The 23,509-nt window shown below is 62.9% G+C and carries 24 protein-coding genes and 1 riboswitch; of the genes, 12 read left to right on the top strand and 12 right to left on the bottom strand.

Annotated features, from left to right (window positions below; all coding sequences use genetic code 11):
* The first annotated feature begins 135 nt into the window (after window positions 1–135).
* The 6 genes from H281_RS0102135 to H281_RS0102110 are packed head-to-tail and all read left to right on the top strand — an operon-like array spanning window position 136 to window position 6,063.
* Window positions 136–1,203 carry a LacI family DNA-binding transcriptional regulator gene (locus tag H281_RS0102135; RefSeq protein ID WP_020065445.1) on the top strand — a complete coding sequence of 356 codons (1,068 nt, stop codon included), beginning with the start codon at window positions 136–138 and terminating at the stop codon, window positions 1,201–1,203.
* A gap of 47 nt (window positions 1,204–1,250) precedes the next feature.
* Window positions 1,251–2,330: an ABC transporter substrate-binding protein gene (locus tag H281_RS0102130; RefSeq protein ID WP_020065444.1), complete on the top strand. Its 1,080-nt coding sequence runs from the start codon at window positions 1,251–1,253 to the stop codon at window positions 2,328–2,330.
* Complete coding sequence (locus tag H281_RS0102125) at window positions 2,327–3,151, top strand: ABC transporter permease (RefSeq protein WP_020065443.1); 825 nt, start codon at window positions 2,327–2,329, stop codon at window positions 3,149–3,151. Before H281_RS0102130 ends, H281_RS0102125 begins: the two co-directional genes overlap by 4 nt.
* Before the next feature lie 49 nt (window positions 3,152–3,200).
* Window positions 3,201–4,106 (top strand): ABC transporter permease, encoded by a 906-nt coding sequence (locus tag H281_RS0102120; RefSeq protein ID WP_020065442.1) that lies wholly within the window; start codon window positions 3,201–3,203, stop codon window positions 4,104–4,106.
* Complete coding sequence (locus H281_RS0102115; RefSeq protein ID WP_020065441.1) at window positions 4,103–5,191, top strand: ABC transporter ATP-binding protein; 1,089 nt, start codon at window positions 4,103–4,105, stop codon at window positions 5,189–5,191. The genes H281_RS0102120 and H281_RS0102115 overlap by 4 nt, the downstream gene beginning before the upstream one ends.
* A 44-nt stretch (window positions 5,192–5,235) precedes the next feature.
* Window positions 5,236–6,063: a phosphodiesterase gene (locus tag H281_RS0102110; protein WP_020065440.1), complete on the top strand. Its 828-nt coding sequence runs from the start codon at window positions 5,236–5,238 to the stop codon at window positions 6,061–6,063.
* 22 nt (window positions 6,064–6,085) lie between these two features.
* Here the strand turns inward: H281_RS0102110 and H281_RS0102105 are convergent, their stop codons facing one another.
* Window positions 6,086–6,583, bottom strand: coding sequence for a DUF2569 domain-containing protein (locus H281_RS0102105; protein ID WP_020065439.1), 498 nt, complete (start codon window positions 6,581–6,583; stop codon window positions 6,086–6,088).
* Between the two features lie 185 nt (window positions 6,584–6,768).
* Here H281_RS0102105 and H281_RS0102100 point away from each other — a divergent pair, with 185 nt between their 5' ends.
* A complete protein-coding gene (locus tag H281_RS0102100; protein ID WP_027804220.1) occupies window positions 6,769–7,968 on the top strand; it encodes an MFS transporter in 1,200 nt (399 codons plus the stop codon).
* Window positions 7,969–7,981: 13 nt separating this feature from the next.
* Here H281_RS0102100 and H281_RS0102095 read toward each other — a convergent pair whose 3' ends face one another.
* The 5 genes from H281_RS0102095 to H281_RS35810 all read right to left on the bottom strand — a co-directional run bounded on the left by H281_RS0102095 (window position 7,982) and on the right by H281_RS35810 (window position 10,285).
* Window positions 7,982–8,410 carry a response regulator gene (locus H281_RS0102095; RefSeq protein ID WP_027775480.1) on the bottom strand — a complete coding sequence of 143 codons (429 nt, stop codon included), beginning with the start codon at window positions 8,408–8,410 and terminating at the stop codon, window positions 7,982–7,984.
* Between the two features lie 20 nt (window positions 8,411–8,430).
* The gene (locus H281_RS0102090; protein WP_013338705.1) at window positions 8,431–9,063 is read right to left on the bottom strand and encodes a response regulator; all 633 of its coding nucleotides are present in this window, start codon (window positions 9,061–9,063) and stop codon (window positions 8,431–8,433) included.
* A 118-nt stretch (window positions 9,064–9,181) separates the two neighbouring features.
* Window positions 9,182–9,754, bottom strand: a complete 573-nt coding sequence (locus H281_RS0102085; RefSeq protein ID WP_020065436.1) for a ferritin-like domain-containing protein — start codon at window positions 9,752–9,754, stop codon at window positions 9,182–9,184.
* 83 nt (window positions 9,755–9,837) lie between these two features.
* The gene (locus H281_RS35815) at window positions 9,838–9,999 is read right to left on the bottom strand and encodes a DUF1328 domain-containing protein (RefSeq protein ID WP_006052455.1); all 162 of its coding nucleotides are present in this window, start codon (window positions 9,997–9,999) and stop codon (window positions 9,838–9,840) included.
* Window positions 10,000–10,108: 109 nt separating this feature from the next.
* Window positions 10,109–10,285, bottom strand: a complete 177-nt coding sequence (locus tag H281_RS35810; RefSeq protein WP_020065435.1) for a DUF1328 domain-containing protein — start codon at window positions 10,283–10,285, stop codon at window positions 10,109–10,111.
* Between the two features lie 239 nt (window positions 10,286–10,524).
* Here H281_RS35810 and H281_RS0102070 point away from each other — a divergent pair, with 239 nt between their 5' ends.
* Window positions 10,525–12,066, top strand: coding sequence for a sensor histidine kinase (locus H281_RS0102070; protein WP_020065434.1), 1,542 nt, complete (start codon window positions 10,525–10,527; stop codon window positions 12,064–12,066).
* 228 nt (window positions 12,067–12,294) lie between these two features.
* Window positions 12,295–12,429 carry an entericidin A/B family lipoprotein gene (locus tag H281_RS0102065; RefSeq protein ID WP_020065433.1) on the top strand — a complete coding sequence of 45 codons (135 nt, stop codon included), beginning with the start codon at window positions 12,295–12,297 and terminating at the stop codon, window positions 12,427–12,429.
* A gap of 257 nt (window positions 12,430–12,686) precedes the next feature.
* Here the strand turns inward: H281_RS0102065 and H281_RS0102060 are convergent, their stop codons facing one another.
* On the bottom strand, window positions 12,687–13,481 hold the full coding sequence (locus H281_RS0102060) for a DUF4397 domain-containing protein (protein ID WP_020065432.1): 795 nt from the start codon (window positions 13,479–13,481) through the stop codon (window positions 12,687–12,689).
* A gap of 360 nt (window positions 13,482–13,841) precedes the next feature.
* Here H281_RS0102060 and H281_RS0102055 point away from each other — a divergent pair, with 360 nt between their 5' ends.
* A complete protein-coding gene (locus H281_RS0102055) occupies window positions 13,842–15,875 on the top strand; it encodes an NADPH-dependent 2,4-dienoyl-CoA reductase (RefSeq protein ID WP_020065431.1) in 2,034 nt (677 codons plus the stop codon).
* 70 nt (window positions 15,876–15,945) lie between these two features.
* On the opposite strand, the gene H281_RS0102050 is transcribed toward H281_RS0102055, so the two are convergent.
* From H281_RS0102050 to H281_RS0102030, 5 genes are all read right to left on the bottom strand, one after another.
* A complete protein-coding gene (locus H281_RS0102050) occupies window positions 15,946–16,875 on the bottom strand; it encodes an EamA family transporter (protein WP_020065430.1) in 930 nt (309 codons plus the stop codon).
* A 422-nt stretch (window positions 16,876–17,297) separates the two neighbouring features.
* Window positions 17,298–17,543, bottom strand: coding sequence for a pentapeptide MXKDX repeat protein (locus H281_RS0102045; protein WP_020065429.1), 246 nt, complete (start codon window positions 17,541–17,543; stop codon window positions 17,298–17,300).
* A 113-nt stretch (window positions 17,544–17,656) separates the two neighbouring features.
* Complete coding sequence (locus H281_RS0102040) at window positions 17,657–18,448, bottom strand: molybdopterin-dependent oxidoreductase (protein ID WP_020065428.1); 792 nt, start codon at window positions 18,446–18,448, stop codon at window positions 17,657–17,659.
* A gap of 32 nt (window positions 18,449–18,480) precedes the next feature.
* Window positions 18,481–19,119, bottom strand: a complete 639-nt coding sequence (locus H281_RS0102035; RefSeq protein WP_020065427.1) for a cytochrome b/b6 domain-containing protein — start codon at window positions 19,117–19,119, stop codon at window positions 18,481–18,483.
* Between the two features lie 26 nt (window positions 19,120–19,145).
* Window positions 19,146–20,000, bottom strand: coding sequence for a DUF1223 domain-containing protein (locus tag H281_RS0102030; RefSeq protein WP_020065426.1), 855 nt, complete (start codon window positions 19,998–20,000; stop codon window positions 19,146–19,148).
* A 557-nt stretch (window positions 20,001–20,557) separates the two neighbouring features.
* Between H281_RS0102030 and H281_RS0102025 the strand changes: the two genes are divergently transcribed.
* A complete protein-coding gene (locus H281_RS0102025) occupies window positions 20,558–20,977 on the top strand; it encodes a GreA/GreB family elongation factor (RefSeq protein ID WP_020065425.1) in 420 nt (139 codons plus the stop codon).
* Between the two features lie 240 nt (window positions 20,978–21,217).
* A riboswitch (TPP riboswitch) is annotated at window positions 21,218–21,336 on the top strand.
* 91 nt (window positions 21,337–21,427) lie between these two features.
* Window positions 21,428–23,359: a phosphomethylpyrimidine synthase ThiC gene (gene thiC, locus H281_RS0102020; RefSeq protein ID WP_020065424.1), complete on the top strand. Its 1,932-nt coding sequence runs from the start codon at window positions 21,428–21,430 to the stop codon at window positions 23,357–23,359.
* The last annotated feature ends 150 nt before the right edge of the window (window positions 23,360–23,509 follow it).

Here is a 23,509-nt window from a genome sequence, read left to right as displayed (position 1 = left end):
ACACACCCGCACCGCACTTCACCGCCCCCGCTCGACTTCAAACGAAACAATCCGCAACCGAAACAGAAGTCATCGCCAAGTCACAAACCTTTCCGATAATCCGCTCCTGAAAACGTTTACAACCGAGCGGAAATCATGACCCCGACAATCAAGGACGTCGCTGCGCACGCGGGCTTTTCCATCGCGACGGTCTCGCGCGCGATCAACGCGCCGCACACCGTCAATCCGGTCACGCTCGACAAGGTGCGCCAGTCCATCGACGCGCTCAACTTCCGCCCCAGCCCGCTCGGCCGTCAACTGCGCGGCGAGCGCACGCGCCTGATCGGCGTGATCGTGCCCACGCTTGCCAACCCTGTGTTCGCGGAGTGCCTGCAAGGCATCGACGAACTCGCGGCCGCGCAAGGCTACCGGCTCATGCTGATGACCACCCAGTACGACGCCGAACGCGAACGCCGCGCCATCCAAACGCTGCGCGAGCATCGCGTGGAAGGCCTGATCCTGACGGTCGCCGACGCCGACACGCATCCCCTTCTCGACGAGCTCGACCGTGACGGTCTGCTCTATGTGCTGATGCACAACGACACGGTGCGCCGTCCGTCGGTGTCCGTGGACAACCGTCTCGCCGCCTACGAAGGCGTGCGCATGCTGATCGCGCACGGCCATCGCCGCATCCTCATGCTTGCCGGCACGCTCGCTGCCTCCGACCGCGCGCGGCAGCGGCATCTCGGCTACACGCAAGCAATGCAGCAAGCCGGCCTCTCGCCCGCACCCGCGCTTGAAGTCGACTTCAACGCGGACGAATTGTCGCCGGCGGTGCTCACGCATCTGACGAGCGGCCCGAACCGTCCAAGCGCCCTCTTCTGCAGTAACGATCTGCTCGCAATGGTCGTCATGCGCGGCCTGCGCCGGGCGCGTCTGCAGATCCCGCGCGATATGTCGATTCTGGGATTCGACGGTCTCGCAATGGGCGAACTTTTGTCGCCGCCGCTCGCAAGCGTCTGCGCGCCGAACCGTGAGATCGGCTGTGCCGCATGGCGCCGTTTGCTGACACGCGTCACCGCAAATTTCGAAGATCTCGGCGAAACGCCGCTTGCACTGACGCTGCCGCACAGCTTGCGCGAAGGCGCCACGATCGCCGCAATTTCAAATCGCAACGACGCGGGCGCGACGCATGTCGGCCAGCGTCTTCATCTCCAACCTTGAACAATCCACCTGAACCACCCGCTCTCTTCCATTCCAGGAGAACCGCAGTGATCCGCTCTTCCGTACGCCTTGCATCGGCAGTTTCACCGCTGATGCGCCGCCTCGCCCAATCCACCGCCGTCGCGCTGTGCGCCGGTACGCTCGTGACCGCCGCGCTTGCCACCGTCACCTCGCAAACGGCCCACGCCGATGAAACCGCGATCTGCTACAACTGCCCGCCCGAATGGGCCGACTGGGCAAGTCAGATCAAGGCGATCCAGCAGAAGACCGGCATTCGCGTGCCGTTCGACAACAAGAACTCCGGCCAGTCGATCGCGCAGTTGATGGCGGAACAAAAGAGCCCGGTGGCGGACGTGGTGTATCTGGGCGTCTCATCGGCTTTCCAGGCGAAAGACAAGGGCGTCGTCGAGCCGTATAAGCCCGCGCATTGGGACGACATCCCCGCCAACATGAAAGACCCGCAAGGCTACTGGTTCACGATCCACTCGGGCACGCTCGGCTTCTTCGTCAACAAGGACGCGCTCGAAGGCAAGCCCGTGCCGCGCTCGTGGGCAGACCTGCTCAAGCCCGAGTACAAAGGCATGGTCGGCTATCTCGATCCGTCGAGCGCATTCGTCGGCTATGCAGGCGCGGTCGCGGTGAATCAGGCGCTCGGCGGCACGCTCGATAACTTCGAACCGGGCCTCGACTGGTTTCGCAAGCTCAAGGCCAACGCGCCGATCGTGCCGAAGCAGACCGCCTACGCGCGCGTCATGTCCGGTGAAATTCCAATTCTGCTCGACTACGATTTCGACGCCTATCGCGCGAAATACAAGGATCATGCGAACGTCGAATTCGTGATCCCGAAGGAAGGCACGATCTCCGTGCCGTACGTGATGAGCCTCGTGAAGGGCGCGCCGCATGAAGCGAACGGCAAGAAGGTGCTCGACTTCGTGCTCTCCGACGAAGGTCAGAAGCTCTGGGCCGATGCGTATCTGCGCCCGGTTCGCGCGAATGCGATGAGCGCGCAGACCGCCGCAAAATTCCTGCCGGCAACCGAGTACGCACGCGCAAAACCCGTCGACTTCGGCAAGATGGCCGAGAAGCAGTCGAGCTTCGGCGAGCGTTATCTGCAGGTGATGCATTGAACGACATTACGTTCCCACTGCGCTGGCGCATTGCATTGATCGCGCCGGCGCTAGCGGTCTTCATCGCGTTCTGGCTGTTGCCGATGGGCGCCCTCGCGCAACTGAGCGGCGACGGCCACGCGTTCGCCACCTATCGCGCGATGCTGACCAATCCGCGCTACATGTCGAGCCTCGGCGCGACGATCGTGTTGTCGGCGGCCGTCACGGCGGCCACGTTAGTCCTCTCGGTGATCGCCGGGTTGCTGCTCGCGCGTCGCGAGTTCGCGTTCAAGCGCACGCTGCTCGCATTGCTGACGTTTCCGCTCGCGTTTCCCGGCGTAGTGGTCGGCTTCATGGTCATCATGCTCGCGGGACGCCAGGGGTTGATCGGCGCGCTGTCGCTCAAGCTCACCGGCGACCGCTGGGTGTTCGCCTACTCGATGAGCGGCCTCTTTCTCGGCTACCTGTACTTCTCGATTCCGCGCGTGATCGTCACGGTGATGGCGTCGGCAACCAAGCTCGATGCATCGCTCGAAGAAGCCGCGCGTTCGCTCGGCGCGTCGCCGTGGCGCATTACGCGCGACATCGTGTTGCCCGCGCTGTCGCCCGGCCTGATCGCGGCGGGCGCAGTGTGCTTCGCGACCGCGATGGGCGCGTTCGGCACGGCATTCACGCTCGCAACCGACATCGACGTATTGCCGATGACCATCTACACCGAGTTCACGCTGAACGCGAACATGATGACGGCGGCCGGACTTTCGATCGTGCTCGGCATCGTCACGTGGGCGGTGCTTGCATTGGCGCGCAGCGTGAGCGGCTCAGCCGTGGCGGCGAGCGCATGAGCGGCGTCATTCGATACAGCGCGGACCCAACCGGAAGCAGAACCTCTCGATGAATTCCATTACTTCCTCTTTACCGTCCGACGCAAAGCCACGTACGCGGCTCCGCCTGCCCGATGCAAGAGCGTGGCTCGCAGCGAGCCAATGGCTCGTTACGCTGCTGCTATGCGCGTTCCTGATCGTGCCGGTTGTCATGTCGATCGTCGCCGGCGTGACCGTCAACTACTTCAAGGGTGTCTCGAGCGGATTCACGCTGCGCTGGCTCGCCGAAGTGTGGACGCAATATCACGGCTCGGTGTTCCTGTCTCTCGAAGTGGCAGCGATCACGTTGCTTATCACGCTGCTGACCGGCGTTCCCGCAGGCTACGTGCTCGCGCGCAGCAAGACGCGGCTCTCGCGCATCGTCGAGGAATTCCTCGTGCTGCCGATCGCATTGCCGGGTCTTGCATCGGCTCTCGCGCTCCTCGTGGTGTACGGCGGCTTCACGATGTTCCGCATGAGCGTGGCGTTTATCGTCGTCGGACATGTGGTGTTCACGCTGCCGTTCATGGTGCGCGCGGTTGCCGCAGTGTGCGCGAGCAGCGACCTGCGCACGCTCGAAGAAGGCGCGGCAAGTCTCGGCGCGAGTTTCATGCAGCGCTTCGTGACCATCGTTTTGCCGAACGCGAGGCCGGGCATCGTCGCGGGCGCGCTCGCCGTGCTGACGCTTTCCATCGGCGAATTCAACCTGACGTGGATGTTGCACACGCCCGACACGAAAACGCTGCCGGTCGGTCTCGCCGACACATACGCGTCGATGCGCATCGAAATCGGCAGCGCCTACACGATTCTCTTCTTCATCATGACGATGCCGCTCCTCGTCGCAATGCAATGGCTCGGCGTCGATGCGACCGGCCAGCGCAACGCGGCGAAAAAACGCATCGCCGCTTCTGCTTCGAATTCCGTCACGACATCATGAAATTCGCCTCTACCGCTGTGCCCGCTTCTGTTGCCGGCTCGGTTCCCATCACGTTGACGCAATGCGCGAAAACCTTTCGCGGCACACGTGTGCTCGAACCGGTCGATCTTCATATCGAAGCCGGTGAGACGCTCGTGCTGCTCGGTCCGTCCGGCTGCGGCAAGACCACGACGCTGCGCATGATCGCAGGGCTCGAAACGCCCGACGCCGGCGGCCGCATCGCATTCGGCGACGACGACGTCACCGCCCTGCCCATCGAAAAACGTCAGGTGGGCATGGTGTTCCAGAGCTATGCGCTGTTTCCTAACCTGACCGTGCGCGGCAACATCGGCTACGGATTGAAAATCAAACGTATGCCTGCGGCGACAGCGCGGCAGCGCATCGACGAATTGCTCGACATGATGCGCCTCACCGCGCATGCCGATAAACCGATCGACCAGCTCTCCGGCGGACAGCGTCAACGCGTGGCGCTGGCACGCGCGCTTGCCGTGCAGCCGCGCGTGCTGCTGCTCGACGAACCGCTCACGGCACTCGACGCCCGTTTGCGCGACGCACTGCGCAGCGAGATGAACACGCTGCTGCGCAAACTGGGCATTACGACCGTGTATGTGACGCACGACCAGGCCGAAGCGATGGAACTGGGCGATCGCATCGTCGTGATGAGCGCCGGGCGTATCGAGCAGATCGGCTCCCCGCGCGACATCTACTATCGACCTGCCAATCGCACCGTCGCGCAGTTCGTCGGCACGATAAACCGAGTCGCCGGCGAACGCCGCGGCGACATGTTGACGACCACGGGCGGTGCCGTGCCGCTGCCTTCGACACCCACGCAAATCGCGGCACCGGCACGCTCGGCGCACGAGATCTTTTTCCGCCCCGAAGATGCGTTTCTCGCCGATCCCGCACACGCGCAACTGCGAGGCCACGTCGAAACAAGCGCGTTTCTCGGTGAGCGCACGCGCCTGACGATCTGCGGCGCCGCACCGGATGCGTTGCTCGTCGACGTCGCGGGCCGCGTCGAACTCGCGCGCGGCACGCCGGTCGGCATCTCGATCGTGCAGGACGCGCTGATTGCGCTATCGTAATAACGCGGCGCTGCTTTGGAGCGCGCTCAAACAAGGACTATCCCATGCTGCTGGCTCAAATTAGCGACCTGCATATCAAGCGGCCCGGCGGGCTCGCCTATCGCCGCGTCGACACCGCCGCGTATCTCGCGCGTTGCGTCGCTGCGCTGAACGCACTCGTTCCCCGTCCTGACGCCGTGATCATCACCGGCGACCTAGTCGATCAGGGCGATCCGCAACAGTACGAACACCTGAAGACGCTGCTCGCGCCGCTTGAATTGCCCTACTTTCTGCTGGTCGGCAATCACGACGACCGGACCGCGTTGCGCGCCGCCTTTCCCGACCGTGCGGAACTGCACAGCGGCGGCGAATTCGTCCAGTACGCATTCGATGTCGGCGCATTGCGCGTGATCGCTCTCGATTCGCTGGAGCCGGGCGAAAGCGCCGGTACGCTGTGCGACGCGCGGCTCGCGTGGCTCGAGACGCAACTCGACGCGGCGAGCGGCAAGCCAACAATCGTCGCGCTGCATCATCCGCCGTTTGCTTGCGGCATCGGACATATGGACGAGCTGCGGCTCGATCCTTCTGCGTCAGCCAGACTGGCTGCACTGATCGCGCGTTATCCAAACGTGGAGCGCGTGATCTGCGGGCACGTGCATCGTCCGATGTTCGTGCGTTTTGGCGGCACGATTGCATCCGCGGTACCGGCGCCCGCGCATCAGGTCGCGCTCGATCTTCGCGACGACGCGCCGTCGGCGTTCATGATGGAACCGCCTGCGTATGCGCTGCATCGCTACGATCCGGCAACGGGGCTCGTCACGCACCACGCGTATGTCGATGCCGCGGACGGTCCCTATCCGTTCTACGAGCCAGAAGGCGCGCTGATCGACTGAACACGCGTTCGTTCTGTACGGGTCAGCGGTTGACGAATGTTCGACGCGCGCGCCGCGATACGCTGAAGTACGGCATTCCGAGCGCGGCCGCGACGATCGCCTGCATCAGGCCGTCGAACGGAATCGCAATGGCGATCCCGATCGCATGCGTCATGTAATCACTCGCCAGATAGGCGCCCGTGCGCAGTACCAGAATCACACCGAGCCACGCCTGCACGTGCACGTTAAAACGCGCCGATCTGCGCGCGGCAAGGAGCGTCAACCACCCTGCGCCCGCCACGATGAACGCGCCGGTCATCACATTCGCGCCGACCATGACGATCACCGTGCGATACCAGCCATGTGTTCCGGCGCGCGCGAATACCGCAAGCAGTTCCCATTCGAGCATCATTTCCAGTGGGTCGCGCATTGCGATTGCAGTAGCGAGCGCCCACGCCGCGAAACCGATCAGCGCGATGAGCAGGCCTCCGCCAATGCGTGGCGACTGCCGTTGAGTCGAGCGTGTCGTGGGCTCTTTCATGAGATCGTAGGGAGTTGGCTGAAATAGCGCGCCGATTCTACGAATCCGGGCCCCGCAAACTTCGCATTTTTGTCACGGGCGCACATGGCGCACGCGTGGCGGCGAGTCAGCACAATCCGGTTCGCTCCGGTATGATCGGCACGCTTGAGGACCGTGCATGGGCCGGTCCGCCCACCGCATCTCTCATGTCCACTTCCAACGCGTCCACACCCGCCTCCGACCGGTCGCTGCGCGGCCTGCTGCTTCTGCTCGCGACCATTGCCGGCATCTCGGTCGCCAACATCTATTACAACCAGCCGCTGCTCGACAACTTCAGGCAGTCGTTTCCGGCGAGCGCGTCATGGGTCGGCGCGGTGCCGGCCATTACGCAGCTCGGCTACGCGGCAGGCATGTTGTTGCTCGCGCCGCTGGGCGACCGCTTCGACCGGCGGGCGTTGATCCTGCTGCAGACTGCGGGCATGTGCGTCGCGCTTGTCGTCGCGGCCGCCGCGCCGACGCTGTCGGTGCTGATCGTAGCGAGCCTCGCGATCGGTGTGCTCGCTACCATCGCCCAACAGGCGGTGCCGTTCGCCGCCGAACTCGCGCCGCCGTCGGAGCGCGGGCATGCGGTCGGCACGGTGATGAGCGGTCTGCTGCTCGGCATCCTGCTGGCGCGGACAGCTGCAGGCCTCGTTGCGCAATACCTCGGCTGGCGTGCGGTATTCGCCGCTTCCGTGGTCGCATTGCTCGTGCTTGCCGTGGTCATCATCCTGCGTCTGCCGAAAAGCAAGCCGACCTCGACGCTGACCTACGGCAAGCTGCTCATGTCGATGTGGCATCTGCTCGTCGAGCATCGCGCGTTGCGCGAGGCTTCGCTGACGGGCGCCGCGCTATTCGCCGGTTTCAGTATCTTCTGGTCGGTGCTTGCGCTGTTGCTGGCGGGCGCGCCGTTCCATCTCGGACCACAGGCTGCGGGACTGTTCGGCATCGTCGGCGCGGCGGGGGCGCTCGCCGCGCCTCTTGCCGGCAAGTTCGCGGACCGCCGCGGACCACGCGCGATCATCACGCTGTCCATCGTGCTGGTGGCGATCTCTTTCGTCGTGTTCGGCGCATCCGCGAAGAGCATCGTGGGACTCGTGATCGGCGTGATCGTGCTCGACGTCGGCGTGCAGGCCGCGCAGATTTCGAATCAGTCGCGCATTTACGCGCTCAAGCCCGACGCACGCAGCCGCGTGAATACCGTGTACATGGTTGCGTATTTCATCGGCGGAGCGATCGGCTCAGGCGTCGGCGCAGCGGTGTGGCCGGTTTTCGGATGGGTGGGCGTGAGCGTCGCGGGTCTGTTGTTCGCGGGCCTCGCCGCGTGGAATCATCTGGCGCTGCAGGCTCGTACTGCCAAAGGTTGATCGCGGCCAGCGCTCAGCCGTTGCTTCGTGCGAATGCGTACTCGTGCAGCGCATCGATCACGCGATCGAATTCGAAAGACTTGTCGTAGAAGTGGCGCACGCCATATTGTTCGCAGCGCTCGCGATAAGCCGGCAATGCATGATTGGTCAGCACCGCGGCAAACACGGAGTCGATCAAACCTTCGCGCTGCAAATAGGCCAGGACGGGTACGCCCGAGCCCTGCTTCAATTGCAGATCGACAATCACCGCGTCGAATGCGTCGTCGCTCAGGAGCGCGATGGCTTCGTCGGCCGAATCGGCGTAAGCCGCCACGCGCAGCGAACCCGACGCGTCGATCGCCTCCACCAGACTGCGGCGGATCAGCGGCGAATCCTCGATAAGCAGCACGCGCAACGGTGCGCGGCTGGCTGACTCGGCAACGGTGTTCGATTCGCTGTTCATCGGGATTTCTCGATCGTCCATTATTCGATCAAGCCGTTCTTGATCGCGTAATAAGTCAGATCGGCATTGTTCGCCAGGCGCATTTTCTCGAGCACGCGAGCCCTATACGTGCTCACCGTTTTCACGGACAAATGCAGTTCCTCGGCAATCTGCGTGGGAATCTGCCCCGCCGCGAGCTTGCAGAAAATCTGAAACTCGCGCTCGGACAGCGCTTCGTGCGGCCGCGCCGCCGCCGGTTTGTCGAGATTGTCGGCAAGCGTGTCGGCCACCGCCTCGGACAAATAACGATGCCCTCGCGCTACCGCACGAATCGCGCGCACGATCTCGTCGGGTTCGCAGTCCTTGTTCAGATAACCGTTCGCGCCCGCGCGCAGCAGGTTGATCGCGTACTGGCTCTCCGGGTAGCCGGAGAGGATCAGCACGCCCTGCTCCGGGCGCACCTGCTTGATGACGCGCAAGGTGTCGATGCCGTTCTTGTCCGGCATCGCAATGTCGAGCAGCACGACGTCGAATGCCTGTTCGCGCACGAGGCTGATGGTTTCGTCGCCGGTGGCCGCTTCCGCCGCGACGCACATGTCCGGCTCGTCGGCGACGAACTGTCTGAAACCCCCTCGGACGATCGCGTGGTCGTCAGCTATCAACACTCGAATCATCGGCTTGGTGTCCGTACGATGGAATCGCTCCAAAGCAGACATTGTAATGACGTCGCGCCGTACTTCGGCGTTATCGCGCCCGGAACCGCCGGCCGCAAGCTCGTCATGCCAGGCGCAATCACTCGCGCCCTTCGAGCAGGTCGGCCATATCGTCCGCATGCTCTTCCTCGACTGCGAGAATTTCTTCGAACATACGACGCGTCGTCACGTCCTTCTCGCCGAGATAGCGGATGATCTCGCGATAGGTGTCGATAGCGATGCGCTCGGCCACCAGGTTCTCGCGAATCATGTCCGTCAGGTTCTCGCCTTCCTTGTACTCGGAATGCGCGCGCGTCTTCAGCCCGTCCGGCGCAAAGTCCGGCTCGCCGCCAAGCTGCACGATGCGCTCGGCGATACGGTCGGCATGTTCCTGCTCTTCGGCCGCGTGCTCCGCGAATTCGGCGGCTACCGCTTCCGAGTTGATGCCCTTCGCCATGAAATGATGGCGCTTGTAGCGCAACGTGCAGACGATTTCGGTAGCCAGCGCGTCGTTGAGGAGCTTGAGCACCGTGTCGCGATCAGCGCCGTAAGTTTGCGTGACCGGGCCATCCGACATGTGCTTGCGGGCGTCGTCGCGGATCTTCTGAATGTCCATCACGAACGGATCGCTCGACTGCGATGCCGCGCCTTGGGCGCCAGGTGTGTTCGCCATTGAATCTCTCCTTTATCCGTATTGGGGGGTGGCTGCATCACGCAAGGTGCCCGCGCGATGCGCCGATAGAATCATGTTCAGGTCTATGTTCGGAAGACACCGAGCAGCAGCGTGACCACGAACACGACGAGGAAAATATAGAACAGTATCTTCGCGATCTCGGCCGCGCCCGCCGCGATTCCGGTGAAACCGAACACCGCAGCAATGATGGCGATGACGAAGAACACGATGGCATAGTGAAGCATGGCGACTCTCCTTCTTGTTGGTATCCGCGGGGATTTCCGTGTGCTCAGGTTGCGCGTGCCGCTTTGCTTAAGCGCCCAATTTCAGGCGCCTCGACGAGGCAAAGCGGCGCTAATCGACGATTTTTTTCGTCACCACGAAGCCGAGCACGAGGAACACCACGCACAGAATCAGGAACACGACAAACAGGAACTTCGCGATTGCCGCCGCGCCCGCAGCCACGCCGGTGAACCCAAGAAGGCCGGCGATCACCGCGATGACGGCGAAAAACAACGCCCACTTCAGCATGATGGCTTCCTCCAGAACAGTGAATGGGATCAAGGTCCATCGTATCCAGCTGTATCGCCGGGCGCATTCCGACGCACTCCGGTTTTCGTGTGAGAATCCGCTTACATTGGATTACGGCCGCTTTACGCGAAGCGGCTCGGACGCAGATTCGCCACGCACAATGTGCGCGCCAGCGCGCGGGCGCGCACCCGCGGCGACTGCAGCGGACGCTACACTGATGCGTATCCAAGGAGTAGAACGTGTCAAACGTGCAGAACGCCGCTGATGTGCATAATGAAGTGCACAATAAAGTGCAGAACGAAGCGCAACAGGAAGCGCGAACCGGATCGCAAACCCCGGCGCCGCAACCCGGCACCGCGGCCCGCCTGAGCAACTGGATGCGCAACCGCAGCTGGGCGATCGCGATGACCGTGGCGATTGTGATCACCGTCGGCGGCCTAGTGATTCTCGAAACCGCGCGCGAGCGCATCGCCGCCGAGTACGAGACAGCGCTCGAAGCCCGCGACGTCACCGTGCAACTCAGCGCGCTCGCGAGTCAGCTATCGCGTCTGAGCGCGCAGCAAAGCGATTTTCTTCTGACGAAGCGCGACGCCGCAGCGCACGATTTTTGCGCAACCGCCGTCAGCATTCGCGACAGCGAACAGCTGCTGGAGCGTTTTTACCGCAGTCCCAAAGCCGATAGCGCGGAGCTCGCGAGCTTCACGCAAATCCGCGCGCTGATCGACGCGCGAATCGGCGCCGGCGCCGCCGCCTTGCAGCGCGCGGCGCCTCGTCCGCTCGATCTGAGCGCATGCGGCAACGCGAGCCATGCCAACGCGGTAGATGCGGCGCTCGTCGACAGCACACTGAGCCTGCTGCGAGACAACGAAGAACGGCGCGCGCAGCACGCGCTCGCCGCGAGCCGTGCCGACCAGCGCATTTCGACGCTTTGCGCGGCTGGCCTGTCGGCGCTCAATATCGTGTTGTTCATTCTGCTCTTCCGCAATCTGGGCATTCAGATCGACCGGCAGGCGCGCGTGCAACGTCAATTGATCACACAACAAGGTGAACTCGATCAACTTGTGAACGAACGCACGCGTCAACTCGAGGCACTCGGCTGGCATTTGCAGGCCGTCAGCGAAAATGAGAAGACGCAACTCGCGCGCGAGCTGCACGACGAACTCGGCGCGATTCTCACCGCGAGCAAAATGGACGTGGCGTGGGCAAACCGCAAACTGAAAGAGAGCGACCCCGACATCTCCGAGAAGTTAAAGCGCGCGCTCGCCAATCTGGACCAGGGCATTGCGCTCAAGCGCCGCATTATCGAAGACATGCGGCCTACCGTGCTGGCGAATTTCGGTCTTGTGACCGCACTGCGCACACTCGCCGACGAAGCCGCGCAACGCAATAACTGGACGCTGAACCTGCAGCTCCCCGCCGACGATATCCAGCTCGACGAGCAAACGGAAATCGCACTCTTTCGCGTCGCGCAGGAATCGTTGACGAACGCGGCGAAGTACGCGCGAGCGTCGCAGGTGTCGATCGGCTTGCAGGTCGGCGACGGCCGGGTCACGCTCGATATCGCCGACAACGGCGTGGGCATCATGCCGGCCGATCTGACACGCACGCACACACATGGACTGCTCGGCATGCGCCAGCGGGTCGCCGCGCATGGCGGGCAGTTCGACATCAGACGCGGCGTGCCGAGGGGCACCGACATCCATGTCGTGATGCCGAGCGTCAGCACGTCGGCGCAGCCGGGCAGCGACCCGTTGCCGTTCCCCGCGCGCACTTCGGTGTAGCCGCGTTGCGCCGCGCTTGAATCCGCTGCTGCTCGTATTTGTAGGAGTGCGCCGACGTCAACACCAGAGCACGCCTACAACAAAATCGCAGCGTAGCCGACAGCGCGGCACGCACCCTTTTTTTACCATGCAATCAGACCGGATCGACTGGCGCAAGCCACGGTCGGCAGCTAGCACAGCCGCTAGCGGGACACGTCTACCGATACCTTCTCGACAAGGAGAACTTTCATGAATCGACTGATCGCTTTGCTTCTCATCGCAGGCACGGCCGCGCTCGCCGGCTGCAACACCATGGCAGGTGCCGGCCAGGACATCTCGAAGGGTGGCGACGCCCTTACCAACTCCGCTGAAAAGGCGAAGTAAGTCGTTTTCGTCGAGCGGCCAGCGCCGTCGCGGCGCATAGCCGCTGCGTTTGAATGAAACCCGCTGCGGGAAACCGCAGCGGGTTTTTTGTTGAACGTTGTTGAACGCCGTCATGTCCGGGTGCGGGTATCGAATGCATGTATCGATGCTTGCGCACAAAACAAAGCGGCGACCCACATGCGTGGATCGCCGCCCCGTCCTCCCCAGGACTTGCCGCTATCGCGTGCGCTGCAATGCGCGCACGCTCTCTAGCGAACTTATGCGCCCGTCAGCGTGTTCGACAATTCGACGCTCGGCGTGTTCGTGTTGCCGTTCTGCACGACGAGCAGATGGATCTGTCCCACCGCCAGCTGGCTCAGCGCGCCGCCAATCGGCACCGACGTGATCAGCCAGTCAGCGTTGTTCGACAACGTGAACGACTGCGACTGATAGATCGGCGTCTTGCTGCCGGCCGCCGTCGCGATCAGCACATACTGGCCGCCCGACACGTAGATGGAATCCTGGCCGCTTGCCGGCACCGCGTTCTTGAACGACAAGCCGGACATCGTCGGGGCTACGTTGCTGATGTTCGTGTTGGTCGACTGGACCAGATAGAGGTCGAGGTTCGGTGCATTGCCCGATGCGTTGAAGCCCCGCACACGCGCGCTGTTCGAAAGCAGACCCTTGTCGAAGGGATCGTCGATCAGACCGATGTCGGCTGCCGCCGCGCCCGGCAACGCGAGCACCGTATATTCGTGGCCCTTCGCGACGTTCGGGAAGTTGCCGCTTGCGAGCGCGGTCGTCGTGCCGGTTGCCGCATAACCCACGTTCGTCGAGCCCGTGTTGATGTTCGTGAAGTTCGTCACGCCCTTATACGAGACATTCGTCTGTCCCGACGGTGCGGTGCCGTTCACGAGAAAATCCACGGCCGGTCCGCTCGGGATCGCATGCACGAAATGGATTTGCGGGTTCGTCAGGCCAAGCTCTTTGCCTACGTCGTCAGAGCCCCCGCCGCACGCGCTCAGGACAGAAGCAACGGCGATCACGGCCGCCATGGTTCGGATCAGTTTCATTGTGTTCACCTATATCGATGTCGGGCTCTCCGCCCATTCATATGCGGGCGCACGCTTAAAGACAGTGCCATCTGAAACCGTGTTCGATGCGTTGTTCGAACGGTCCCGGTCCGGCTGTCCTTCGCGAAGCACTCCCTCCTATCCCTGCGCGCATTACGCCTTTTCAGGGCGCCGCGCGGTCCATTCGATGGACGCACGCAATGAGCAATGGCTGTGCCGCAACCATCGATTTGGCTTATCGACACGTGACAATGTCTTACCGGGCAACATCTTGCGAGCATTAGAAGCTTTCCTCAGATGGTGGTCGGGAGCGCGCGGTGTATCGTTCGTGCGCACCCCATACTTACAACGGCAGCCTGTATGTCTTACCAACACTTACTCGCGGAGCTCGACCTCGGATTCACCCGTCTGCGCAATCGCGTTGTGATGGGCTCCATGCATACGGGCATGGAAGACCGCTTCTGGAATTATCCAAAGCTGGCCGCGTACTTTCGTGAGCGCGCGAAGGGCGGCGTTGGTCTGATCGTCACCGGCGGCATCTCGCCGAATCGCGAAGGATGGCTGCTGCCGTTCGGCGGCACGCTCAACTCGGTATTCGATCTGCGCAATCATCGGCTGCTCACGCAAGCGGTTCACGAAGAAGGCGGCAAGATCGCGCTGCAGATCCTGCACGCGGGGCGTTACGGGTATCAGCCGCTAGTTGTGTCGGCATCGGCTGTGAAGTCGCCGATCTCGAAGTTCAAGCCCCGCGCGCTCAGCATTGCCGGAATTGCGAAGACGGTGCGCGACTACGCGCGCTGCGCGAAGCTCGCTCAACGCGCGGGCTATGACGGCATCGAAATCATGGGCAGCGAAGGCTACCTGCTCAACCAGTTCCTTTGCCCCCGCACCAACCGGCGCACGGACCGCTACGGCGGCGGCATCGAAAACCGCATGCGGATTGCGCGCGAGATCGTCGAGCGGGTTCGCGAGGTTTGCGGGAAGCGCTTTATCGTCGTGTATCGGCTCTCGCTGATCGATCTGGTGGAAGGCGGCAATACGTGGGATGAAACCGTACAGGTCGCGCAGGCGCTCGAAGCAGCGGGCGTGACGATGTTCAACACCGGCATCGGCTGGCACGAGGCGCGCGTGCCGACCATCGTCACCTCGGTGCCGCGCGCCGCGTTCGCCGCGCTGAGCGCGCGACTGAAGGCCGCGGTGAAGGTGCCGGTGATCGTCTCGAACCGCATCAACACGCCTCAGGTCGCGGAGGCATTGATCGCCGACGGCGCCGGCGATCTGGTCTCGATGGCAAGACCGCTGCTCGCCGATCCGGAGTTCGTGCTGAAAACCGCCGAAGGACGCGCGCACGAAATCAACACCTGTATCGCGTGCAATCAGGCATGTCTTGATCATACGTTCAGGAATCAGCGCGCAACCTGCCTCGTCAATCCGCGCGCGGGGCGCGAGACCGAGCTGGTGTATCGACCGCTCGCGGGTCCCCAACTCGTGCGGACTGTGGCGGTCGTCGGTGCGGGACCGGCGGGGCTGTCGGCGGCGACGGTTGCAGCGTCGCGCGGACATCGCGTGACCTTGTTCGATGCAGGCGCAACGATCGGCGGCCAGTTCAATCTGGCCATGCGCGTGCCGGGCAAGGAAGAATTCAGCGAGACGATCCGCTATTTCCAAAGCCAGCTGGAACGGCATTGCGTCGACGTGCGGCTCGGTACGCGCGTCGACCCAGCGCTCCTCGCCGCCGGTGCTTACGACGACATCGTGATCGCGACCGGCATCGTGCCGCGTCGGCCCGCAATCGCGGGCATCGATCTGCCCAATGTTCTGTCGTACGTGGATGTGCTGCGCGGCGCGCCTGTGGGACGCCGCGTCGCCGTGATCGGCGCGGGAGGCATCGGCTTCGACGTCAGCGAGTTCCTGCTGCATCCCACTGGCGAGCCTTTGCCGATGCCGCGCGATGCGTGGCTAGACGAATGGGGCGTCGATCTTTCCGTGCGCGAACGCGGCGGCTTGAAGCCGCCCGCTGCGGCTAGGCCGTTCCGGCAAATCTGGCTGTTGCAACGCAAAGCGGGCAAGCTCGGCACGGGGCTCGGCAAGACTTCGGGCTGGGTGCATCGAGCGACGCTCGCGCGAAACGGCGTGAAGATGCTGGCCGGGGTGTCGTACCTGGAAATCAGCGAGCGCGGTTTGAAGATCGCGCATGGCGGCGTCGAAGAGTGGCTGGAGGTCGACAACATCGTCGTGTGTGCAGGGCAGGAATCGCTGCGCGATCTGCATCCGCGGGAACCGGCGGATGCAGGCGGCCCGCGCTATCACGTGATTGGCGGCGCGGCGCTCGCCACCGAGCTTGATGCCAAGCGCGCAATCCGCGAAGGCGCGGAACTGGCCGCACGGCTTTGACGCAGGACATCTACGGGAATGGGCGGAGTCGCGTGCGCGCCCTGCCCGTACCGGCCGCAGGCGTCGCCTTTCAGGCTAGCCCTTTCTTCCGATAATCGAGCCAGAATGACAAGCCCACGCTGACCAGGATCACGACAGTCGCGATCACCGTCGAGTGCGTAACGGGCTCGCCGAGCAGCAACGCGCCGAGCGCCACCGCAACCACCGGATTCACGTACATGCAACTGCTCGCAATGATCGGGCTCGTGTGCCGTATGAGAAAACCGTAGGCGACGTAGGCGGCCATGGTGCCGATCAGCATCAGATAGACGAACGCGAGCAGCGGCAGGAAATGCACTTCGAGCATGCGCTCGCCCGAAACCCAGGCGACCATGGTCGACATTGCGCCGCCAAGGCCGATCTGCAGCGACGTGGACAAAAACAGGTCCGACGGCAGCTTAAGACGCCCCGCGAGATGCGCGCCGCCCGCCCAGAAGAGCGCCCCGCATAGAATCGCGAGGCTGCCGCCCGCCGAACCGGGCGCACTGTCGCCATGGCTCAGGATCGCGATACCGACGAGCCCGAGCCCGACCGCGAACCACTCGCCTTTGCCGATCTTGCGTCCCGCCACAGCAGCGATCACCGTCGCAAAGAGCGGCACGGTCGCGACCATTACCGCGGCTGTGCCCGTGCCGACCGTGCGCATGCCGTACGCCAGCATGCCGCTCGACAGCCCCACCAGCATCGTGCCGACCAGCCCGGCGTTGCGGATTTCCGCCGCGCTCGGCCAAACCGGATTGCGGCGAGCTGCGAAAACGAACAGCCCGACGCCCGCGAAAAGATTGCGCAGACCGGACATCAGCAACGGCGGAAACGAGCCGAGCGCAACGTGAACCGCAAGATAGGTCGAGCCCCACACCACATAAACGACGCCGAGCGCGAGCGCGATCTGACCGTTGCGCGACTGCGGCAGACGGATCGGGAAACCACGAGAAAACCGGCTTGGGAGTTCCAGCGACATCGTTTCAACCCGCCCATGCCGTTCGAGGCGCCCGCTGGGGGGACGGCGGACACCGCATCGGCGATGCGGTCAGGCGGGCGAGGCTGGCAGACATGATGGTGGAGCGAAGTACGAAGGTTGGCTAACAGAGAAAGCCAGACGGGACATGCAACGCCGCGCCGGTCGAGCGGTGGCTCTGGCGGATTCGCGGCTGACACGCGCCGAATTCGTGGCGCGCATCGCATTATGCAGTAAGCGCCCACCGCGCCATGCGAAAGAATCGTAACTTTTGGTGCGCATGCAACAAAAAGCCGGGGCGTAACCGCACCCCGGCTTTCTGTCTGGATTTGAGCGCCAGGCGCCGCTTCATGCAACGTGCATCGGAACCACCCGGGCGGCGCAAGCCGCACCCGGCACGCAGATATGCGGCTTCGGCGGCCCGCCTAGTTGCTCATCGCGCCCGACGCCTCGTGTTTCATGCCCATTGCGTCGCCTTTTTTCATCTTGTCGTGCTTCATTGTGTCCTTCTTCATGTGGTCTTTCGACATGCCGTCCTTGGACATGGAATCTTTCGACATCGAATCATGCGACATCGAATCGTTGGACATCGCGCCGCTTGCCTGCGCGAATGCGGCGCCGCCGCTCATCAGAAAGGTGACGGCCACTGCTGCGATTGCAAATTTCTTCATGGGATAACTCCGTTTGTTGTGGATCAATCGAACCGGCCGTAGCCGGCGTATTTCCGAAGCTTCTGCCGCCCGGGGTCGCGCATGCGCGCGGCGCATGCGGCGACCCGCGCGCGTCAGGAGCCTCCGAACCAGTTGTAGCCCTGGTCGACCCAATAGCCGCCAGGATACGTGTTGGTGACGAACATCTCGACGATGTGCTTCGGGTTCTTGTAGCCGAGCTTAGTCGGCATGCGCAGCTTCATCGGGAAGCCGTATTTCGCGGGCAGGCGCTCGCCGTCGTACGAAAACGTGAGCAGCGTCTGCGGGTGCAGCGCGGTGGGCATGTCGATGCTTTCGTAGTAGTCGTCCGCGCATTTGAAGCCGACGTACTTCGCACTCGTGTCCGCGCCGATGCGACGCAGAAAATCGCCGAACGGCGTGCCGCCCCAACGACCTATCGCGCTCCACCCTTCCACGCAGATATGCCGTGTGATCTGCTCCGCGTGCGGCAGCGCGTACAACTCGGGCAAGCTCCAGACGCGCTGGCCGGTCACGAGGCCGCTGATTTTCAGCTTGTAGCCGGAAGCGTCGACCTGCGGCACCTCGTCGACACCGTAGTAGGCATTGAACGGAAACGGCCGAGTAATCTGCGCTTCGGTGTAGGTAGGCGCCAGTTGTCTCGGATCGAACAGCGCGGCTTGCGCGCGATCGTTCAGGCGCGAGACGGCAGTGAGAAACTTGTTGACCGATTCGTCGTCGGTCAGCGAGCAGCCGGTCAGCATCGACAATCCGCCAAGCGACAGTAGCTGCTTGCCGAAGAGACGCCGCGACGGCATTGAAAGCTCGCGCCTGACGTCGATCAGGATCGACTCGCGGTCCAGTTTGCCAGCGACATTCGTCGCAGCGTTTTTAATGAGCTTGTTCATGATTCGGTATCCGTAACATTCGCGCGAAGCATTTAGCGACCGCGCAACATGGCAAGCAGCGAGCGAGGCACGAGTGCAACCATCGCCAGATGAACGACGATGAACGCAGCCATCAGCGCCATCGCGCCGAAGTGGACGATGCGCGCGTTGTCGTAGCCGCCCATCAACTCGCGCAGCAGCGGGAACTGCACCGACTTCCAGATCGCGAGCCCAGACAGCACAAGCACGAGCAGATCGAGAACGACGAACAGGTAGGCGAATTTCTGCACCGCGTTGTAGACCCGCAAGTCCGCGTGCGACAGCTTGCCGGTCAACGCGGCGATGAAATCGTGCAACACCGCGCGCGGCGAGACCGGCAAAAACTTGCGGAAGAAACGTCCGGTCGCAAGGTTCAACGCGAGATACGCGAGGCCGTTGAAAACCAGCAGCCACATCGCTGCGAAATGCCATTGCAATGCGCCGCCGAGCCAACCGCCGAGCGTGATTTCCGTCGGAAAACGGAACGCGGGAAAGACCGGCGACGCGTCGTAAATGCGCCATCCCGACAGCATCATGACGATCGCCGCGAGTGCGTTGAGCCAATGCGTGATGCGCACCCATACCGGATGTATCACGCCGCTGGAGGGCGCGGCAGGCGGTGCGCTGTCGCGAACAACATGAGGCGTTGCCATGGGAATCTCCGTTGATTGACGCGAGCTCAATGGCAGGCGGCCAGTTCGGCCACCTGCAGCACGTCGCCGGTTGCTGCGTTCTGGACAAAAGCGACTACGCCAAATCTGTCGGCCGACGCGTTCGCGTTCCTGTTCGTATCGGCATTGGTATCGGCATCGTCGAAACGAATGTCGCGAGTAATCTGCGCATTGCCGCCGACGAGCGGCACCGGCCCGATCCATTGCCGCACCACTCGTTCGTGATGCAATGTCGCGCCGCGGTTTTCGCCGGCGCCGACCTGCGAGCTCAGCGAGTTTTCATACACCGCGACGTAGGCATCGAGCGGCCCGACGGTATCGGCAGCCTTGCTGTCAAAGCGTGCTGCGACGTTGAATGCGCCGCCCGTCTGCGGCTTCAGTTCGAGGGCAACGTTCGCTCGTGCCGGCTCAGCCACGAGCTTGCCGACGCGACCTTCGAAACTGTCGCGTTGCGACCAGCTTCGCAACTCCCGCCCCGCCACGAAAACTTCAGGCGTGTAGATGGTGTGACCGCCCGCAAGATCGGTGAGCGTCTGCTGCCGTTCGGTGAAGCGGTGCTGCGAGAAGCGATCCGTCCAACCGAGGCTGTTCCAGTAGTCGACGTGCAGCGCCAGAGGCACGATGCTTTGCGTTGAACCGCTGTGCTTCCATTGGCTGAGCCACTGGTCGGCGGGCGGACAGCTATTGCACCCTTCGCTGCTGTACAACTCGACGAGCGCAACGCGATGCGCTGGACTGCGCGCGCTGCACATCGCGCCGGCTGCATTTGCTAGACCGCTCGCGGACAACATTGCTATTGCACTGAGAACTGCGACGGCTCGAACGAACGGTCGGCGTGCGCGGCGCATGACGATTGATTGCATGACCTGCTCCTATCGGGATCTGCACGTTTGTCGATGCGCGCAGCAGGTTATGACAGCCCCCCGCAAATTTTTTTGCCTGACGTTTGCACGCGTGTTCATCGCATCACCGTTTGGCGCGGCCCGACTTACAGCGGCGAAATGTTCGCGAAGGTCGTTGAAAGACGCCGTGCTAACATGCCCTTAGTCACTGCGCCGCTCGCTGTCGTCACAGTCATCGTCAGCTACAAGCGGTGCGTCGCCCATCTCCACTCGACAACTGCCGGCCCTTCAATGCGTTCTCCGACTTCACGCGCCCACACCCGCTTGCGCCCCCGCCGCGCAAGTGGATGCGCGCGCGTGCAGTTCGCGCCGCATTCCGCCGAGGAGCCGTCGCGAACGCTTCCGCCAGAAACGCTTCCGCTTCTCGCCGCCCGGCGCCCCACCTGACGCAGCTCGCTTCCTTGCCTGAAGCCGCGTCGTCCCCAAGGGGACTTTCGGGGCGCCGGGCCGATCACATCCGCATGATGTTTCCTCACACAGATTGCAGCCATATTGCAGATCGAATTGGAGTAGCCGCCGTGAAAACGACCAGAAGGACCAAGCAGTGTTACCTCACCGAACTCGACGTCGCCCGTCTTGAGAAGCACGCCGCTGCACCCGGCGCGGACGCACGTTTGCACGACATGCTCGACGACGTACTGGAGCGCGCGGTTATCGTCGATTCGCGCGAGATTCCGGCCAACGTGGTCACGATGAACTCGCAGGCGACGCTCGTCGACGAAAGCAGCGGTGAGCACATGACCTGGACCGTCGTCTATCCGCCCGACGCCGACTTCGCGCATGGCCGCCTGAATGTGTTCTCGCCAGTCGGCCTCGCGCTTCTCGGCGCGAAACGCGGCGAGCAGATTCGCTTCGTGCCGCCAAGCGGCGCCGAAAAGGTGCTGAAGCTCGAAAAGATCCTGTACCAGCCCGAAGCCTCGGACGATTTCACGCTGTAAGCAAACAGGCCGCGTGGCATAAGTGCTGCAGCGCGTCATACGCGGCGCGCCCGTCAATACAAGCATAGTGCGCAAATAGCGGATCGGCGGGCTGCAACGCGATGCGACGTCTTGCGCTTTCGCTCCCGCAGATAGCCCCGGCCCGCAAGGGCGCTGCGCCTCACGCACGACGCCCATACCGATCGCACACAGCATTGCAGACGGGTTGCCAAGCGGCGCCCGCCCGGTGTATCGTGTGCGCTGCTAACGCGGGGGTCCTGCGATGCACGGGAGTTGGAGGTCCGTGCCACGTGGGTGAGAAATACCCTTTGAACCTGATCTGGATAATGCCAGCGCAGGGAAGCGTACGGATTTCGCACTCCAGCCCTTGTGCCTCATCTCTCGCGAATTCCGACTACTTCCGTCTCGTCTCCTGCTTAGCGGCCCACATTGCTTTGACGGAGAACACGCATGAACGCCAACCCGAAGTTTCTTTCCGCCGACGCCCACGTCGACGAAGCCGCCGTCGCGCCGCTGCCGAACTCCCGCAAGGTCTACGTGACCGGCTCGCGCCCCGACATCCGCGTGCCGATGCGCGAAATCACGCAATCAGACACGCCAGACAGCTTCGGCGGTGAAAAGAATCCGCCCGTCTACGTCTACGATACGTCGGGTCCCTACTCCGATCCCGAAGCGAAGATCGACATCCGCGCCGGCCTGCCCGCGCTGCGTCAGCGCTGGATCGAAGAACGCGGCGACACGGAACCGCTCTCCGGCCTCACGAGCGACTACGGCCGCGAGCGCGCCGCCGATCCCGCGACCGCCGAATTGCGCTTTCAAGGCCTGCACCGCACGCCGCGCCGTGCGATGTCCGGCAAGAACGTGTCGCAGATGCACTACGCGCGCAAAGGCATCATTACGCCGGAAATGGAGTACATCGCGATTCGCGAGAACCAGCGCCGCGCGGAATATCTCGAGACGCTGAAGACAAGCGGTCCGAACGGCGAAAAGCTCGCCGCGATGATGGGCCGTCAGCATCCGGGCCAAGCATTCGGTGCAAGCGCTTTTGGTCCGAACGGCCTCACCGAAATCACGCCGGAATTCGTGCGCGACGAAGTTGCGCGCGGCCGCGCGATCATCCCGAACAACATCAATCACCCGGAAAGCGAGCCGATGATCATCGGCCGCAACTTCCTCGTGAAGGTGAACGCGAACATCGGCAACTCGGCGGTGACATCTTCGATCGGCGAGGAAGTCGACAAGATGACGTGGGCGATCCGCTGGGGCGGCGACACGGTGATGGATCTGTCGACCGGCAAACACATTCACGAAACGCGCGAGTGGATCATCCGCAATTCGCCGGTGCCGATCGGCACGGTGCCGATCTATCAGGCGCTCGAAAAGGTCAACGGCAAGGCTGAAGACCTGACGTGGGAGATCTTCCGCGATACGCTGATCGAACAGGCCGAACAAGGCGTCGATTACTTCACGATTCATGCCGGGGTGCGTTTGCAGTATGTGCCGCTGACCGCCAAGCGCATGACCGGTATCGTGTCGCGCGGCGGCTCGATCATGGCGAAGTGGTGCCTCGCGCATCACAAGGAAAGCTTCCTGTACGAGCATTTCGAAGACATCTGCGAAATCATGAAGGCGTATGACGTGGCCTTCTCGCTCGGCGACGGCCTGCGTCCCGGCTCGATTTACGACGCGAACGACGAAGCGCAACTCGGCGAATTGAAAACGCTCGGCGAGCTTACGCAGATCGCATGGAAGCACGACGTGCAGACGATGATCGAAGGCCCCGGCCACGTGCCGATGCAGTTGATCAAGGAGAACATGGACCTGCAACTCGAATGGTGTGACGAAGCGCCGTTCTACACGCTCGGGCCGCTCACCACCGACATCGCTCCCGGTTACGATCACATCACGTCGGGCATCGGCGCGGCAATGATCGGCTGGTTCGGCACCGCCATGCTCTGCTACGTGACGCCGAAGGAACACCTGGGCTTGCCGAACAAGGACGACGTGAAGACCGGCATCATCACGTACAAGCTCGCCGCGCACGCCGCCGATCTGGCGAAGGGCCATCCGGGCGCGCAGGTGCGTGACAATGCATTGAGCAAGGCGCGCTTCGAATTCCGTTGGGAAGATCAGTTCAACCTCGGTCTCGATCCGGATAAGGCACGCGAATTCCACGACGAAACGCTGCCGAAGGATTCCGCAAAGGTCGCGCATTTCTGCTCGATGTGCGGCCCGCATTTCTGCTCGATGAAGATCACGCAGGACGTGCGCGAATTCGCGGCGCAACAGGGCGTCACCGACGACGAGGCGCTGAAAAAAGGCATGGAAGTGAAATCCATCGAGTTCATGAAGAAAGGCGCAGAGATCTATCAGCGGCAGTAAAGCCACGCGGTTCTCGCACCGGTGACAGCCGCGCGCGCATTTCGATGCGCGCGCAACGTCTAGCAACACAAAGCCCGCCGTCAGCGGGCTTTTTTTCGGCTGCTGTTCAGGTACGGCTCCTGCTACGCGTTGGGAAACATTTGATTACGA

Source organism: Paraburkholderia caledonica (assembly GCF_000383275.1).
Taxonomy (GTDB): Bacteria; Pseudomonadota; Gammaproteobacteria; order Burkholderiales; family Burkholderiaceae; genus Paraburkholderia; species Paraburkholderia caledonica.
The sequence above is the reverse complement of the archived record's forward strand: the minus strand, read 5'-3'. Positions and strand labels throughout refer to the sequence as shown.